The following is a 16,562-nucleotide window of genomic DNA, read 5'->3' as shown; positions in this document are numbered from 1 at the left end:
ATCACCATGTCAGTCACTTACGGGCTGCGCCGCCGCTTGAAACCCGAAGCCGGGTTCATGAACGAACGCAACAGCGCCATGCAGCAAGACTCATCAGACTCGCAACGCCTCACGGTCTGGGTGGCCACGGCGCTGATCCTGACCGCGCTGATCTGGGCGAAATATGCCGTGCTCCAGGAAGTCACCACAGGGGAAGGCAAAGCCATTCCGTCCAGCAAGGTACAGGTGATCCAGAACCTGGAAGGCGGCATCGTCACCGAGATTTTCGTCCGCGAAGGCCAGGTCGTGAACAAGGGCGATACGCTGCTGCGCCTGGACGACACGCGCTTTCTGTCCAACCGTGGCGAAAGCGAAGTCGACCGCCTGACCCTCACCGCCCAGGTCGAACGCCTGGCCGCCGAAGCCGAAGGACGGCCCTTGCTCCTGCCACAAGAAGTGATCGACAAAGCCCCGCAAGTCGCCGCCGATGAGCGTGCGTTTTATGAGTCGCGACAGCGGCGTCTGAGCGGGGAACAACGCACCCTCAACGAACAACTCAGGCAAAAGACCCAGGAACTGGCCGAGTTTCGCTCCCGCCAGGAACAGTTCCGCAACAGCCTTGCGCTGGTGCAGCAGGAACTCGACATGTCAGTGCCACTGGTGGGCTCAGGCGCTGTTTCACCCGTGGAAATCCTGCGCCTCAAACGCAACGCCGTGGAAATGCGCGGCTCGATGAACGCCAACACCCTCGCCATCCCCCGCGCCGAAGCCGCCATCAACGAGATCAAAAGCAGAACCCAGGAATCGGAACTGACCTTCCGCAGCGAAGCCTCCCGCGAACTCAACGAAAAACGCTCCGACCTCGCCAAAATCAGCGCCAACCGCATCGCCATCGACGACCGCATGACCCGCACCACCGTCACCTCCCCGGTACGCGGCATCGTCAAGACCCTCAAGGTCAACACCATCGGCGGCGTCGTCCAACCCGGCAGCGACCTGCTGGAAATCGTGCCACTGGAAGACAACCTGCTGATCGAAGCCAGAGTCCGTCCGCAGGACGTCGCCTTCCTGCATCCGGGGCAGAAAGCGATGGTCAAATTCAGCGCGTATGACTACACGATTTATGGAGGGTTGCCGGCGCGGCTGGAGATGATCGGCGCGGATACGGTTACGGATGACAAGGGGAACAGTTTTTATCTGATACAGGTACGGACCGACAGGAATCATCTGGGCGGGGATGATCGGCCGCTGCTGATTATTCCGGGGATGGTGGCGACGGTGGATATTATTACCGGGGAGAAGAGTGTGATGGATTATTTGTTGAAGCCTGTGCTGAAGGGGGGGAGTGAGGCGTTGAGGGAGAGGTAGGGGAAATCACTGTGACCGCTTGATCTCATTCGCAAGCCGGACAGCATCGCCTCTGAGTTCTTCAAGCTTTTCGTTCAACTCGAAATACCCGGCTTTCCAGCAGAAAACGCCATCTTTAGAACTCTGCCCAAGAATCAGATCAGCTCTTCGGTTTTTGGACCCATATTTAAATACCACATAGATTCTGTTTGAAAACGAGCAAGCCACTTCAGACTCTTTACCAGCCTCATCAAAAAACGCAACATCATGAATTAAATGAAGTTTCCGTAGGAGCGAATTTATTCGCGAGAGGCCCGTACATCCGAAGAAAATGTATCGCCTTCAATGACGTCTCGCGGATAAATCCGCTCCTACCTGCTCTTGCTCGGTCAATGGAGGGTGAGTTCTTTTCCCTGAGCCTTATTGGTGCTGTTACTGCTAAACCTAGCCATTGCATCGAGCGCGCGAGTGCATGGTTTTGCAAGCGGTGAAAGGCAGTCCGGCCAAATCGTCGCCAGTCATTGATGTGCAGGCAGCACTGCGCTGCATGACATGACGTTTCAACACCACAGGCCGATGGCTGGCCATAAACGCGCCTCGACTTCAGCCATGCGCTTGAGCCTTCGCGGCATCACTCACTCAACAGCCCGGCTCGTCTCATCAATCCCAAGCCGCCTGCGCCGAGCAACCAACGCCCGACGAAATGACAAATCGGCATAGTCCAGAAAAAGCCGCGCAAGATGGTTGAGCACCTTCTCCTCCCCTTCACTACCCGCTACAAAATCGAAACCCAGGGCACGCTTGTTCTCCTCGGGCAACGCCTCCCAGCTTGTCATCAGGTAGGCGTACATGGAGCTGACGATTTGCAGTTGAGTCGCTGGGGGCTTCGGGGTAGATCCTGCGCGGCTGGGGAAGCGTGGACGCGCAGTGCGGGATGATTGCCTGGGGTTGCGAGGGTGGGTTCGCGTTTTCATGGGTTGTGTCCTTTCAGATAGGGCTTCCGGATTTCCTGGGGCCGGGCAAGGCGGTGGCTTTGCTCGGGGGTCATGGCCAAGAATATCTATGCATATCAAATATCTGAAAATCAGTTATATCGTATGAGGCGGTTCAACGAGAGCGGCGTCATGGCAAGAGCACTTTATCGACGAGAACACAGAATGCTCGCGGGTGCTTGACCGGCCACAGTCGTTCATGAGCTATGTAGAAAAGGGCTTGCGGTGGCTAGATCTTGTCCAGTTCCGGAATTTTCCTGCGGTGCTGTGGTATAGGTTGCCGCAGTTCATAAGTGAATATCAGACGGGGTACTGCGGTTATTGGAATGGCTACGTACGAAACCTTAACCAAATTACAAAAAAAATGCGCCACGATCGCAATCCAATGTTACATTCCAGGTATCTGCCTATGTGCCATCATGCAAGGGATTGAGTATGATCGTTGGATTGTTAGTTAGAAACTTTAAAACCTACCAAGCCATTAATTATATAAAGCTTTCAAACGGAAAGTATTTCAGCGCACTAGTCGGAGAAAATGGTGCTGGAAAAAGTTCTGTACTAGAGGCATTGAACAGCTTCTTTAATGGAGCCGACTGGAATCATCATCACTCTCTAAATAAGGGGTACACCGAGCGCGAGCCATTTATATGTCCGATTTTTTTGATCAAAAAGGATATTCTTCCGAGCCTCGGTGAGTTTCAATGGTTTGTTGAAAAGGTCAGCGAGCTAGCATGGTCTGCAAGTGTAAGCGACTTTAATCCCGCCCACAAAGTTCATGCAGAATTATTTTGCTCGCATAGAGGTACAGTAGCAGCAGAAGGCTACGACATCAACAATTACTATCTAATCCCATTCGGTTTGAAAAAAGATCAGAAAAACGCTCTGCCCACTGTATTTTTCTCAATGTTTGAAACTTTGCCAGCTTACAGTTCGTTAATAAATAACTATGGCAGCTCTGTAGGAGCTATAACAATCTTACAGCAGCGCATACTTGAATGTTATAAATTCATCTACCTACCCGCCGATATTGATTTTAAAGAATACACTAGAATCGAGGGCAAAACCATTCAAGCCTTGCTGGGACAAAAGCTTGACACCATTGTCAGGTCATTTATTAAGCGAGAGGACATCAGAACCATTAACTCTAAGCTTAACGAATTCCTAGGATCCATATCGGACAAATTAAGCGTATATGAATATAGAAAACCTGCGCAAAAACAAAACTTAGTAAATCAATCACACTTGACAGAAAAAGTTATTGAAGCTTTTTTTGAGTCAAAGGTCCTTAACAGGAAAGACGGTCGAGAGCGCACACCCGTTAGTGATCTGAGCTCAGGCGAAAAAAGACAAGCGTTGGTTGATGTTGCCAAAGCTTTTTTATTAGCAAATGCAGCACCAACTCATCAACAGATAGTACTGGCCATTGATGAGCCCGAATTATCCTTACATGTGTCGGCATGTTTTGGCCAATTTGAGAAACTCCGAGAAATAGCTGACTCTAAAATCCAAGTCCTTATCACTACTCACTGGTATGGATTTATGCCGATAATTTCAAATGGAGTAGCGGTGTACTGCCCCAAGAACGAACAACCTCCACTACTATTAGATCTAAGATGTTTTAGAGAGGATATAAAAAAGCTCAAAACAGCAACCCTGGGAGAACTACCTATTGAGCTTGAGTTAAAAGGCATTAACGACCTAATACAGTCCATTATCGCATCAATAACTAGCGCCGACTATAAATGGATTATTTGCGAAGGATCAACAGACAGCATTTACTTAAATCACTACATAAAGGACTCAAAACTATTCATAGTGCCGGTCGGAGGTTCACCAACAGTTAAAAAAATCTACAACTACTTATATCTGGCACTTGAAGATGCTAGAAGCGATATTCAAGGAAAGGTTTTTTGCCTAATCGATACAGACAAAAGATTTGAAGCCTTTGATGGCAAAGACTCCTTACCTGGAGTGCAGATACGTAGATTAAAAAATGATGAAGACACCTGTACCACTCAACTTCTTAAAACAAGCGACAACAATGCATCGCCTCCCACAGTCATAGAGGACACATTATTCACTGATAGCTATATTGCTACAATTGACAGTTTTAAGACCCACACAGTCTACGGTCCTTTAATTTCAGAGCTAACAACTCCACTGAAATCAGCAAATAACGACTGGCCATCCAGCCTATCTCTAGGTTTAAACTTTACAGATCGCAAAGCAATGGAGCGCCTATTTGATTCAGAAGGATTCAAAATCAAGTTTGCACTTCGATATATTGAGCTAGATGATGCATCGAGAAAGCTAAAATGGGTGCAAGAGATAGAAGCATTTTTATTAACACCCAAACTAAAAACAACAAAACCAGTACGACGTACATCTCGGACTTTAGAAGAACAGCCAAATTGACTAGATAACACTAAGACAGGATAGACAGCTTGACAGTTCCACACTTTCCAAGCCCTAACAACTACACATCCGCAAAATGAATGAAACTGTTAAGAAGTTTTTCTCTAACCTTTTTCTGATACTAATCCGTCACTTGGGATTGTTTTAACCTGCTACGACAGGTTGCAACCTACCCACTGCGATAAGCAAACACCTTGCAGGAAGCAAACTGCCCTGCAAGGTGCCCATCCACCTATTTCCTCCCCCTCCCAAACGCCCCCTCCAACGCCTCATTAATCACCCGCAAAACCTTAACCCGCGCCCACCGCTTATCATTCGCCTCAACCAACGTCCAAGGCGCAATCTCGGTACTCGTGCGATCCACCATATCCCCCACAGCCTGGCGATACTGCGGCCATTTTTCGCGGTTGCGCCAGTCGTCTTCGGTGATTTTGTAGCGTTTGAAGGGGATTTTTTCTCGTTCCTGGAAGCGTTCCAGTTGGGTCTGTTCGTCGATGGCGAGCCAGAATTTCACGACGACGATGCCGGCGTCGGTGAGTTGTTCTTCGAAGTCGTTGATTTCGCCGTAGGCTCTGGCCCAGTCGGAGTCGCTGCAGAAGCCTTCGACGCGCTCCACCAGTACCCGGCCATACCAGGAGCGGTCGAAGATGGTGAATTTGCCGCGTGCGGGGATCTGTCGCCAGAAGCGCCAGAGGTAGGGTTGGGCGCGTTCGTCCTGGGTGGGGGCGGCGATGGGGACGATGCTGTATTGGCGTGGGTCGAGTGCTGCGGCGACTCGGCGGATGGCGCCGCCTTTGCCTGCGGCATCGTTGCCTTCAAACACGGCCACCAGGGCGTGTTTTTTCATGCGTTTGTCGCGCAGGTTGACGGACAGGCGTGCCTGTTCGGTAATCAGTGCTTCCTGGTATTCGTCCTTGCTCAGGCTGCGGCTCAGGTCGAGGCTGTCGAGCAGGGTCAGTTCGCCGTGGTTCGCGGGCAAGGGGCCGAAGGTCAATGGCTTGGGCTCGGCCTTGGGTGTGTTCAATGCGGCTTGCATGCCTTCGAGCAGCAGGCGGCCTACGGTGAGGCTGCGGTAGTTGGCATCCACGCCTTCGATGACGTGCCAAGGCGCGTATTCGCGGCTGGTGCGGCGCAGTACTCGTTCGCCGAAGCGCACGAACTTGCCGTAGGTTTTCGATTGCTGCCAGTCCAGCGGGCTGATGCGCCAGCTATGCAGCGGGTCGTCCTTGAGGGTCTTGAGGCGTGATTTCATCTGTTTTCGGGACAGATGAAACCAGAATTTGAAGATGAGTGCGCCTTCGTCACAGAGCATTTTTTCCAGGCGCTCGGCCCCGCTGATTGCCTGATCGAGTACCGCATCCTTGAACAGACCATGCACACGGCCTTGCAGCATCTGGCTGTACCAGTTGCCGAAGAAGATGCCCATACGGCCCTTGGCAGGCAGTTGTCGCCAATAGCGCCAGGCTGTTGGGTGGGCGAGTTCTTCGTCGGTCTGTCGGTCGAAGGTGCGGACTTCGATCAGGCGCGGGTCCATCCACTCGTTGAGCAGTTTGACGGTTTCGCCTTTGCCAGCCCCTTCAATACCGTTGATCAACACGATGATCTGACGTCCGGCCTGCTCGTGTAAGTCGTACTGGGCTTCCAGCAAGGCTTCGCGCAGCGCAGGGACTTCAGCCTCGTAGGTTTCATTGGAGATGGCATGACCTATTTCAGCGGACTCAAACATTAGCGGCATCCTTCAAATGATCTGCGGCTAATGTAGACCACTCATATCATTCAGCTATCCTTCTGGATCAATAAAGGTGTGAGAAAACCTTGTGCGCTGGCGTCAGTCACAAAACCCGGCTTTCTCACATGGCAACACATCAGGCTAACGACATTACTCTGTCGGGTGTACTGGCTCTTCGCGAATGAATTCGCTCCTACGGAAATTCCATTTAATTCATGAGGTTGCGGTTTGAGAGGAGCCAAGCCCCCTCTCACGTGTATGCCTTAACCACTCAGGCCTGTCTTTTCTTGCGGGGTTGTTTTTCCTGCTCCTGATCTTCCTCTTGATCGCCCTCTACCTCTTGTCCTTCCTCCAGATCCAGCGTAGCGGCCTGGGTACCGCCCTCTTCGGCAATCGCTGTGAGTTTCTCATCGGCGGATTTTTCCTCTGCCAGGGTTTCGCCCAGCACACTCGCGGCATTGTCCAGGCCCAGGTGTTTGGCCATGGCAATCAGCGTTCCGTAGCCGGATATTTCATAGTGCTCGATCTTCTGACAAGCAGCGATAAGTCCCGCATCGAGTACAGGACCTTTTTCGATTTCTTCCAGCAGTTCCTTGCTTTCTTCGATCAACCCTTCCATGGCGATGCACTTGACGCGCTTGAGTTTGATCTCGAACTGCTCGACCAGTTGATCGATACGCTGGATCTGCCCTTGTGTTTCCTCCAGATGAGCATTGAATGCCTCGGCCAGCTTGGGGTTGGTCGAAGCCCGAGCCAGTTTTGGCAGTGCTTTGGAGATCTGTTTTTCAGCGCTGTAGATATCGGAAAGCTCGTGAATGAACAGATCCTCAATCGTTGTTCTGCTCTTGCTTGATGCTTTGTTCATCGGGAACCTCGTGGAGTGAGTCCTGCTTCAGGTTGACTGCCTTGAAGGGTTCCGACTGCTTACCCGTCACTGGAGTCGACTGAGGGGGAATAACAGCCGTTCAGGCCGATGAGAAATAAGCCGACGAGCAGTCACGGTGGCTTATCAATGGCCAGCAACCGTTAGTCCATTGCCATGAACCAAACACGACAACCCTCGTTCATCTAAGGCAAGTCCAGACTCCTTCTGGCAAAGCCGAGGGCTGACCATGAGAGCACTGACCTATCACGGGGCGCACAATGTAAAAGTCGATACCGTGCCCGACCCGCAGATACAGGAAGCCGACGACATCATCCTGCGGGTCACGGCCACCGCCATCTGTGGCTCTGACCTGCACCTCTATCACGGCAAGATCCCGGCCACGGAGCATGGCGATATCCTGGGCCATGAGTTCATGGGGATCGTCGAAGAAGCCGGGCCTGCGGTGACCGCTGTACAGCGGGGCGACAGGGTTGTCATTCCATTCGTGATTGCCTGCGGGGAATGTTTTTTCTGCCAGCTGGATCTGTTTTCCGCCTGTGAAACGACCAATACCGGACGCGGCGCGATCCTCAACAAGAAATCCATCCCGCCCGGCGCCGCGCTGTTCGGCTACAGCCATTTGTATGGCGGCATTCCCGGCGGGCAAGCCGAGTATGTGCGAGTGCCGAAAGCCAATGTCGGCCCGTTCAAGGTGCCGGGCACTCTGGCGGACGAGAAGGTTCTGTTTCTCTCCGACATCCTGCCCACCGCTTGGCAGGCGGTGCTCAATGCAGGCATCGGCAAGGGTTCAAGCATCGCCATTTACGGCGCTGGCCCGGTCGGCCTGCTCTGCGCCGCGTGCGCGCGGATGCTGGGGGCCGAACGGATTTTCATCGTCGATCATTACCCCTATCGGCTGGCCTATGCACAAAAGACCTACGGCGCCATCCCGATCAATTTCGATGAAGACGATGACCCGGCCGATACCATCATTCGCCAGACACCCGGCATGCGCGGTGTCGATGCCGTGGTGGATGCGGTCGGTTTCGAGGCCAAGGGCAGCACCACGGAAACCGTGCTAGCGACTCTCAAGCTGGAAGGCAGCAGCGGCAAAGCCTTGCGCCAGTGCATCGCCACTGTGCGGCGCGGCGGCGTAGTGAGTGTGCCGGGGGTTTATTCCGGTTTTATCCACGGTTTCATGTTTGGCGATGCGTTCGACAAGGGCCTGACGTTCAAGATGGGCCAGACCCACGTCCAACGCTTCATGCCCGAACTGCTGGAGCATATCGAAACCGGTCGACTGGCCCCTGAAGCGATCATTACCCATCGGATGTCTCTGGAAGATGCCGCCACGGGCTACAAGATTTTCGACAAGGGCCAGGAAGACTGCCGCAAGGTGATCCTGACGCCAGGCAACAACTCCATCAGCGTGCCGGAACCCGATTCCACGATCGTGCTTCCTGCAACATGACAGGTACGGAGGTGCCGGAATGGAAATGTCTACCGTGTTCTGGATCGCCGTGGCGGTCATGGTCGTGCTGCTCGACGCCTGGGTCATCAACAGCGTCTGGCGTTCACGCAAAAGCCTGGCGACCAAGGCAGGCTGGAGTGCTCTGGTGGTGGTCCTGCCAGTGATCGGTGCCGGTATCTGGGGAGTCGCCGGCCCACGCGGCGTGGTTGAAGGGCCTACGTCGTCGGAGCATAGCAAGGGGTAAAGCCGCCGGCAGTAGGAGCGAATTCATTCGCGAGAGGTCAGTACATCCGACAGAGATAGGTCGTTTGAAATACCTTCGCGAATGAATTCGCTCCTACGGAATGCATTGATGCGCACCACCTGAGTACACGCAAGTTTGTGCAATACCTGCCGATACAGCGAGTCACCTTCAAGATTCGTACTGTGTCCCAGGAGTCCCACACCCCATGACTGTCGGCATACCCCTCAGCCTACTGCTTGTGCTGGATGTGCAGGAATGAATTGCTGGTCTGTGCTGGGGCTGGAACCCGATGCCGATACCCGCAGTATCAAGCGTCAATACGCAGCCCTGCTCAAACAACACCGACCAGACGAGGATCCTGAGGGGTTTCAACGTCTGCGCGATGCCTATGAACAGGCTCTGAACTGGTCTGCCGAATGGCAAGAGGTGCAGGCCTTCGATCCGGCCCCGACATTTGCCCCGCTTGATGTCCTGCCGCTGAACGACGGTTCGACCCCAGCCTGGAAGCTGGCGGAGCAACTGCTTGAAGGCATCACGGCAGATAACCTGGTCGAGCGCATGGAACAGGCTCGCACGAGTTATTGCGAAGCGGAGTTTGAAGGGCGCTTGCTGCTCCTCTGTCTATCGAGCCCTGAAGTCATGAAGGAGATGGCAGAGCCTGTCGTGCAGCACCTTTACTGGCTGACTCCATGGCAGCGTCAGGATATTTCTTATGCGGCCACCGAACCCGTATTGAACTATCTGCTGAGCCATACCGAACACCAGCTGCATAGCGCGCTGGACACAGGAAACATCCAGCGCTTGCTGGATCTGTGCCGCAACCTTGAACAAAAAGCCTGGCTACAGACACTCGACCGTCGCCAGTGGCTCAATGAGTGTCTGGCCCGGCTGCTGCTCAACGCCACGTTCTGGTCCAACCCGTTGTTCGACGCGCTATGCGCAAGCCAAGGCTGGAAACAGACAGGAAACCTTACGCCTTGGCGCTATTGGAGCGAGCTGCTGCAGCGCAGCCACAGCACCGCTTTTCTTGAGGAGCAACAGCGTCTCGCAGCCCAGAAAAGCGAAAGTCCTGATTCCAGAGCAGCCCGCCTGTTGTTTCAGCCCATGCAAGAGGATGCCCGAGTGCAGCTCACGGCTGCATTCAACAAGGCCGACTGGCAGATGTGCGAACACCTGGCCAATACCGTACAGCACCGCTATCCACAACTGGCAAGCGAAATGCCGGGCATGGACCCTTACTTCTGGCGTCCGCTGCAGCGCAGCCCAGCAGTATGGGCACTGCCCCTTGCAATCCTCGGTTCAACCGGGGAAATAGCCTTCAACGATTATTTTCGTCTGGGCAGCAGCCTGCTTGAAACACTGAGCACAATGCTGGAGATGGCCGCACTGTTCGGCTTGTTGGCGTGGTGCGTGAGCTGGGTGTGTCGAGCCGTTGCCCTGAATGCCTGGCGCACGGACAAGGCTCTGAGAGAACGCTGCGGTCACTGGCTGAGCCTGCGACGTCCCACGCCATTGCCGCTACATGAAAGTCTGCCGGGGTGGTTGCTTGCGATACCGGCCTTTCTGGCAGGTGGCATTGGCGCACTGCTGGTCTACACGGCAGTCCTGCTGGGCCTGGCCCTGCTGAGCCGCACGTCCAGGCCAGACCGTCGTAAGCAGGCATTTACAGAATCACCGCCCGGCTCATGGCTACGGGAAATGAGAATCGGCATAGCCTTCGGACTGCTGGCGTCTTCGCTCTGGGTAGCCGTCGCCATCATCAACTATCGCCCGCTGGGCGAAGATCAGGGCATGCACCCCTGGCCACTGCGCCTGTGCGCAACCCTGGACGACACTTCACCGCCCTGTCAGGTACAGGTGACACGTCAGCAATGGTACGCACCTTCCACGCAAGGAGGCCGACCATGATCAGTAGTCGCGCCTTTGTTGTCGCCGTATGCGTGTTTCTGGGGATTGCCTGGTTGCACCAGATACTCGTGCCGTCTCGCGAAAAACCAGAGTCTGTATCAACCCAGTTGCTGAAGATGAACAAATGCCTGGCTTACAGCGATACGTTGCTGCGCATTCGTTATCACTTTTACCAGACCCGTTTTGACGATGTGATCGCTCGCAATCCCTCTCCAAGCCGGACGTTCAGCGGCTTCGGCATGGGCTCTGCCGAGAAGGACTCTACAAGTCCCTGCTCCTTTCATGTGAGCGGCGGGCACAAATGGAACAGCCTTCTGGACATTGCCGCTTATGATTACATCCAGGCCTATGACAATCTGCGCCCTGAAGCCCGTAAGGTCGAACAACTGTACGTTGAGCGATACCCCGAGATACCGGTTGCGCGCCAGCTCAATGAGTTGCTCACCCAAAGAATGGACGAGTTGTACGAACGTGCGCCCGCCTTCAATCAGGCGCTCGAACAGCCAATGCTGCAATTGCGCAGCAAACAACTCAAGCAAATCGAACAACGCCTCGGACGCGATCAGCACTGGCACACGCTCAATTTCATGCTGATGGCGCGCCTGGCAATCAATCAACTGGATGAGCAGGCGGGCAGTCAGCGCCTGACTCCCGAGCAGGTTCAGGCCTTGCACCGCTCATTGCTGGCAGCCTGGACCGATGCTGAAGACTACTTCAAGACCTTGCCACGTCTGACCTCAGCCGGAGGCGGCAAACCTGTGTGGCGCGAGATCAGCGAGCCGGCCAAGACCTGGATCGACGCCTTGGCTACCCTGCAACAACACTGGACCGCTCGGGCAGAACCCGAGCAATTGAGTAACGATTTCATCGCCGTAGACAACGGCTATGACCGGATGTGGACGCTGTATAACCTGGCTGCATTTGGCAAGTATTGAGCGCTGCCTTTCAGCGACTCAAATACGCAAAACGCCCCTTGAACGGTTTGCCGATCGGGTCGGCCAGATCACCATGCTTGCTGGTGGTCAGGCCCAGGTCCACCAGCGATTCGGCCAGTTTCACGGCGGCGCTGACGCCTTCCACTACGGGCAGGCCGATGGCTTCGCTCAGTTGTCGAGGCAGGTCAGCCATGCCGCCGCAACCCAGCACGATGGCACCGGCGCCCTCCTCGTCACGGGCGCGGCGGGCCTGTTCGACCATGCGTTCGATCAGTTCCGGGCCGCCTTCTTCCAGGGCCAGGACTGGCAAATCTATACAACGCACCGAAGTGCAGAGTTCGCTGAAGCCATAACGTTGCAGCAGGTGCTCGGCAATGATCCGGGTGCGGCTCAGGGTGGTGACAACGGCAAAGCGTGTGGCAATCAGGCCTGCCATGTGAAAGGCGGCTTCGGCGATACCGATGACCGGTGCAGTGGCGTACTCGCGGGCGGCCAGCAGGCCTGGGTCGCCGAAGCAGGCGATGATGTGGGCATCGACCTGTTGATCTCGTCCTTTGCGTATTTCCTCCAGCACGCCCAGCGTGGCAATGGCTTCGTCAAAATGCCCTTCGATGGACACCGGCCCGTCCTCGGGGCTGCACGCGATGATTTGCGTGCCCGGTCGCGCTATCGCCTGGGCGGCCAGCCCGATCTTGTGGGTCATGGCATCGCTGGTGTTGGGGTTGATCACTTGAATACGCACAGGGCCTCCTTCAGCGCTGCTTGAAAATGCCATGAAAGTTATTGGCACTCACGATTGTATACAGAAATAGTGCCATGTTGGGTTATCGCTCAGATAGCCCGCACCCCATCCCATTTGCGCAGGCAAGCAGCTTCCTCAGGGCATGAATGCACTTCTATCGAGCAAAACCGCCCTGTTTTCGCGCACTGAAAGCACCATTTGTGGATGATCCCACGCACCGGTGTTCCCTCCTTGAACTCCCGCCCGGCAATACTCTGGAGGCTTTTTCCCTGAGAATCCGGGCCATGGCATACGTCTTGCGTACAAGATCGTATACAAAAACGCCATCACTCGTACCCAGCTACAGCGATGGCCCAACGAGGGAGGGAATGCCATGACAGACCAACGCCCGGCCGAATACAGCCCGCGCCTGCACAATCATGATCTGGGGCCGATCCCCCAGAAGTGGACCTGGTACAACATTTTTGCCTTCTGGATGAGCGATGTTCACAGCGTCGGCGGTTATGTATTCGCCGCCAGCCTGTTCGCTCTCGGGCTGGCGAGCTGGCAGGTGCTGATCGCGCTGTTGGTGGGCATTTGCATCATTCAGGTGATTGCCAATCTGGTGGCCAAGCCCAGCCAGCAGGCTGCGGTGCCCTACCCGGTCATCTGTCGCCTCGCCTTCGGGGTCTTCGGGGCCAATATTCCAGCCATCATCCGTGGCCTGATCGCGGTGGCCTGGTATGGCATTCAGACTTATCTGGCGTCCAGCGCGCTGGTGATTGTGGTGCTGCGTTTCTTCCCGGAACTGGCCGCTTATCAAGACGTGAGTTTCCTGGGGCTTTCATACCTGGGCTGGTTCGGCTTCCTGACGCTCTGGGTGGTGCAGGCGATTGTGTTCTGGTCAGGCATGGAGTCGATCCGTCGCTTCATCGACTGGGCTGGCCCTGCGGTCTATGCCGTCATGTTCGTTCTCGCGGGCTGGATCGTCTGGCGTGCGGGCTGGGACAACATCAGTTTCACTCTGGCTGAAAAGGAGCTGTCCGGCTGGGCGGCCTTTGGTCAGGTGATCATGGCCATCGCGCTGGTGGTGTCGTATTTCTCAGGCCCGACCCTGAACTTCGGCGATTTCAGCCGTTACTGCCGGAGCATGGAAGACGTACGACGCGGCAACTTCTGGGGCCTGCCGGTGAACTTCCTGGCGTTTTCCCTGGTAACGGTGGTGATCGTTTCCGGCACGCTGCCAATTTTCGGGGAAATGATCCATGACCCGATTGCGACCGTCGCCCGTATCGACAACACCACTGCCGTGCTGCTGGGCGCGTTCACTTTTGTCACCGCCACCATCGGCATCAACATTGTCGCCAACTTCGTTTCGCCGGCCTTCGATTTCGCCAACGTGGCACCCAGCCGTATCAGCTGGCGTGCAGGCGGGATGATCGCGGCAGTCGCTTCCATCTTCATCACCCCATGGAACCTGTTCAATAACCCGGAAGTGATTCACTACACCCTGGATATCCTGGCCGCCTGCATCGGCCCGCTGTTCGGCATCCTGCTGGTGGACTACTACCTGGTGAAGAAACAACAGATCGATGTCGATGCCCTGTTCAATGACACACCCAGCGGTCGTTACTGGTACACCAACGGCGTGAACCGTGTCGCGGTCACCGCCCTGCTGCTGAGCGCACTGGTGGGCCTGTGCTTTACCTTCATCCCATGGTTCAAGCCGATTGCCAACTTCGCCTGGTTCACCGGCTGCTTCCTGGGCGGCGTCTTGTACTACGGCCTGACTCTGTGGCCACGCAAGCAACCGGACAATGTGAGCAGCCCGGTCGCACAGCACTGAAAAACCTGCCGGACAGGTCCTGCACAGGGCTTGTCCGGCTGTAATCCTCACCGTGGGTCAATCTGAACCGCTTTTGTCTGCATACACGGGTAAAATGCCGCCTCTGCCACCGCCGAGCCGAACATGACCATTACCCGCCACGCCCAGATCGACTGGGATGAACAAGGCAACCCGCATTCCCGCGCCTTTTCCGATGTCTATTTCTCCACCGAATCCGGCCTGGAAGAAACCCGCCATGTGTTTCTGGTACAGAACGATCTGCGCGAGCGTTTCACGGCCTTGTCTGCGGGCGAGCGACTGGTCATCGGTGAAACAGGTTTCGGCACCGGTCTGAACTTTCTCTGCGCCTGGCAGTTGTTTCAGGAGTGCGCTCACCCCGAGGCACGGCTGCATTTTGTCAGCGTCGAGAAATTCCCTCTCAACCGCGTAGACCTGCAACGCGCCCTGGCCTTGTGGCCGGAACTGGCAGCTTTTGCCGAGCCATTGCTTGATCAATACATCGCCTTGCATGAAGGCTTTCAGCGGCTGGTCTTCGACGACGGGCGAATCACCCTGACGCTGCTGATCGGCGATGCTCTGGAGATGCTGCCGCAACTGGACGGGCAGATCGATGCCTGGTTTCTCGACGGTTTTGCACCGGCCAAGAATCCGGAAATGTGGACACCGGAGCTGTTCGCTGAACTGGCGCGACTGTCGGCGCCCGAGGCGAGTATTGGCACCTTTACCAGCACCGGCTGGGTTCGACGCGCCCTGAACGCGGCGGGCTTCAAGATGAAGCGTGTACCGGGCATCGGCCATAAATGGGAAGTGCTGCGCGGCAAGTTCATCGCCTGGCCTGAAGAGGCTCCACTGCCCTCGCCCATCAAGCCATGGTTTGCCCGACCCGCTGCCCTTCAGGGTGAACGCAAGGCGCTGGTGATCGGTGCCGGGCTGGCGGGTTGTGCCACGGCAGACAGCCTGGCGAAGCGCGGCTGGCAGGTAAGCCTGCTGGAGCGTCACGCCCAACCGGCGCAAGAGGCCTCGGGCAATCCGCAGGGCGTGCTTTATTTGAAGCTGTCGGCACACGGCACGGCCTTGTCGCAGTTGATCCTCAGTGGTTTCGGCCACACGCGACGGCTGCTTGAGCGCCTGCAAAGGGGTGTCGACTGGGACAACTGCGGCGTGCTGCAACTGGCTTTCGACGACAAGGAAGCCCAGCGCCAGCAGCAACTGGCCGACGCCTTCCCCGAAGAGCTGCTGCATCGGCTGGATCAGCCTTCTGCCGAGGCGCGCAGCGGTGTAAACCTGCGTTGGGGCGGGCTGTTCTTTCCCGAAGGCGGCTGGGTTCATCCGCCAGCGCTGTGTCATTCGCAGGTTGCGCACCCGAATATCAAACTGATTGCGCATCACGAAGCACTGGAATTGCGTCGCGTCGATGGGCAATGGCAGGCCTGGAATCAGGAGCAGTTGATCGACAGCGCGCCGGTGGTGGTGCTCGCAGGTGCCGCAGATATCAAACACTTTGCGCAAAGCGCCGACCTGCCGCTCAAGCGCATTCGCGGGCAGATCACCCGCCTGCCGCAGACCGACAACAGCCAGGTGTTGCGCACTGTGGTCTGCGCGGAAGGTTATGTCGCGCCGACGCGACTGGGTGAGCACACCTTGGGTGCCAGCTTCGATTTCAACAGTGATGACCTGAATACCAATACCGCCGATCACCTGAGCAATCTGCAATTGTTGCAGGAAATATCCGAAGACCTGACCGAGCGTCTCGGCGCGTCGGAGTTGTTGCCGGAGCAGTTACAGGGACGTGCAGCCTTCCGTTGCACCAGCCCGGATTACCTGCCAATCGTCGGGCCGCTGGCAGACAGGGAATCGTTTATTCAGGCTTATGCGGCGCTTGGCAAAGATGCCCGACAGGTGCCGGACATTGCCTGCCCTTGGCTGGACGGGCTGTACGTCAACAGTGGCCATGGTTCACGCGGCCTGATTACTGCGCCATTGTCCGCCGAGCTGATCGCCGCCTGGCTGGATAACGAACCGCTGCCGCTGCCCCGCAGCGTGGCAGAGGCCTGCCATCCCAACCGGTTTGCCTTGCGGGGGTTGATTCGCAGACAGGGGAAATGACCTG

11 protein-coding genes and 1 pseudogene are annotated in these 16,562 nt (G+C 55.8%); 8 read left to right on the top strand and 4 right to left on the bottom strand.

Annotated features, from left to right (window positions below):
- Positions 1 to 6 precede the first annotated feature (6 nt).
- Positions 7 to 1,347 (top strand): HlyD family type I secretion periplasmic adaptor subunit, encoded by a 1,341-nt coding sequence (locus tag ACODS3_RS11095; RefSeq protein ID WP_489034262.1) that lies wholly within the window; start codon positions 7 to 9, stop codon positions 1,345 to 1,347.
- 614 nt (positions 1,348 to 1,961) lie between these two features.
- Here ACODS3_RS11095 and ACODS3_RS11090 read toward each other — a convergent pair.
- The gene (locus ACODS3_RS11090) at positions 1,962 to 2,177 is read right to left on the bottom strand and encodes a hypothetical protein (RefSeq protein WP_489034261.1); all 216 of its coding nucleotides are present in this window, start codon (positions 2,175 to 2,177) and stop codon (positions 1,962 to 1,964) included.
- 576 nt (positions 2,178 to 2,753) lie between these two features.
- On the opposite strand from ACODS3_RS11090, the gene ACODS3_RS11085 reads away from it, so the two are divergent.
- Positions 2,754 to 4,733 carry an AAA family ATPase gene (locus ACODS3_RS11085; protein ID WP_489034259.1) on the top strand — a complete coding sequence of 660 codons (1,980 nt, stop codon included), beginning with the start codon at positions 2,754 to 2,756 and terminating at the stop codon, positions 4,731 to 4,733.
- A 232-nt stretch (positions 4,734 to 4,965) separates the two neighbouring features.
- On the opposite strand, the gene pap is transcribed toward ACODS3_RS11085, so the two are convergent.
- Together pap and ACODS3_RS11075 are read right to left on the bottom strand one after the other, a co-directional pair.
- Complete coding sequence (pap, locus tag ACODS3_RS11080; protein ID WP_489034258.1) at positions 4,966 to 6,459, bottom strand: polyphosphate:AMP phosphotransferase; 1,494 nt, start codon at positions 6,457 to 6,459, stop codon at positions 4,966 to 4,968.
- A gap of 358 nt (positions 6,460 to 6,817) precedes the next feature.
- Positions 6,818 to 7,327: pseudogene (locus ACODS3_RS11075) on the bottom strand (YciE/YciF ferroxidase family protein); the annotation flags it as partial.
- 247 nt (positions 7,328 to 7,574) lie between these two features.
- On the opposite strand from ACODS3_RS11075, the gene ACODS3_RS11070 reads away from it, so the two are divergent.
- The 4 genes from ACODS3_RS11070 (at position 7,575) to ACODS3_RS11055 (ending at position 11,885) form a co-directional block, all read left to right on the top strand.
- On the top strand, positions 7,575 to 8,798 hold the full coding sequence (locus ACODS3_RS11070; RefSeq protein ID WP_489034256.1) for a zinc-dependent alcohol dehydrogenase: 1,224 nt from the start codon (positions 7,575 to 7,577) through the stop codon (positions 8,796 to 8,798).
- Between the two features lie 19 nt (positions 8,799 to 8,817).
- Positions 8,818 to 9,042, top strand: a complete 225-nt coding sequence (locus ACODS3_RS11065) for a hypothetical protein (RefSeq protein ID WP_489034254.1) — start codon at positions 8,818 to 8,820, stop codon at positions 9,040 to 9,042.
- 255 nt (positions 9,043 to 9,297) lie between these two features.
- Positions 9,298 to 10,950: a J domain-containing protein gene (locus tag ACODS3_RS11060; RefSeq protein WP_236250233.1), complete on the top strand. Its 1,653-nt coding sequence runs from the start codon at positions 9,298 to 9,300 to the stop codon at positions 10,948 to 10,950.
- Positions 10,947 to 11,885, top strand: a complete 939-nt coding sequence (locus ACODS3_RS11055; protein WP_201019275.1) for a DUF3829 domain-containing protein — start codon at positions 10,947 to 10,949, stop codon at positions 11,883 to 11,885. Before ACODS3_RS11060 ends, ACODS3_RS11055 begins: the two co-directional genes overlap by 4 nt.
- A gap of 10 nt (positions 11,886 to 11,895) precedes the next feature.
- Here ACODS3_RS11055 and ACODS3_RS11050 read toward each other — a convergent pair whose 3' ends face one another.
- Positions 11,896 to 12,627 carry an aspartate/glutamate racemase family protein gene (locus ACODS3_RS11050; RefSeq protein WP_201019276.1) on the bottom strand — a complete coding sequence of 244 codons (732 nt, stop codon included), beginning with the start codon at positions 12,625 to 12,627 and terminating at the stop codon, positions 11,896 to 11,898.
- 373 nt (positions 12,628 to 13,000) lie between these two features.
- Here ACODS3_RS11050 and ACODS3_RS11045 point away from each other — a divergent pair, with 373 nt between their 5' ends.
- The gene (locus ACODS3_RS11045; protein WP_201019277.1) at positions 13,001 to 14,452 is read left to right on the top strand and encodes an NCS1 family nucleobase:cation symporter-1; all 1,452 of its coding nucleotides are present in this window, start codon (positions 13,001 to 13,003) and stop codon (positions 14,450 to 14,452) included.
- 123 nt (positions 14,453 to 14,575) lie between these two features.
- Positions 14,576 to 16,558: a bifunctional tRNA (5-methylaminomethyl-2-thiouridine)(34)-methyltransferase MnmC2/FAD-dependent 5-carboxymethylaminomethyl-2-thiouridine(34) oxidoreductase MnmC1 gene (gene mnmC / locus ACODS3_RS11040; protein ID WP_489034250.1), complete on the top strand. Its 1,983-nt coding sequence runs from the start codon at positions 14,576 to 14,578 to the stop codon at positions 16,556 to 16,558.
- Positions 16,559 to 16,562 lie beyond the last annotated feature (4 nt).

It is taken from the genome of Pseudomonas sp. FG43, assembly GCF_057809175.1.
Note: the sequence above shows the minus strand (reverse complement) of the source record. Positions and strands in the feature narration are given on the sequence as shown.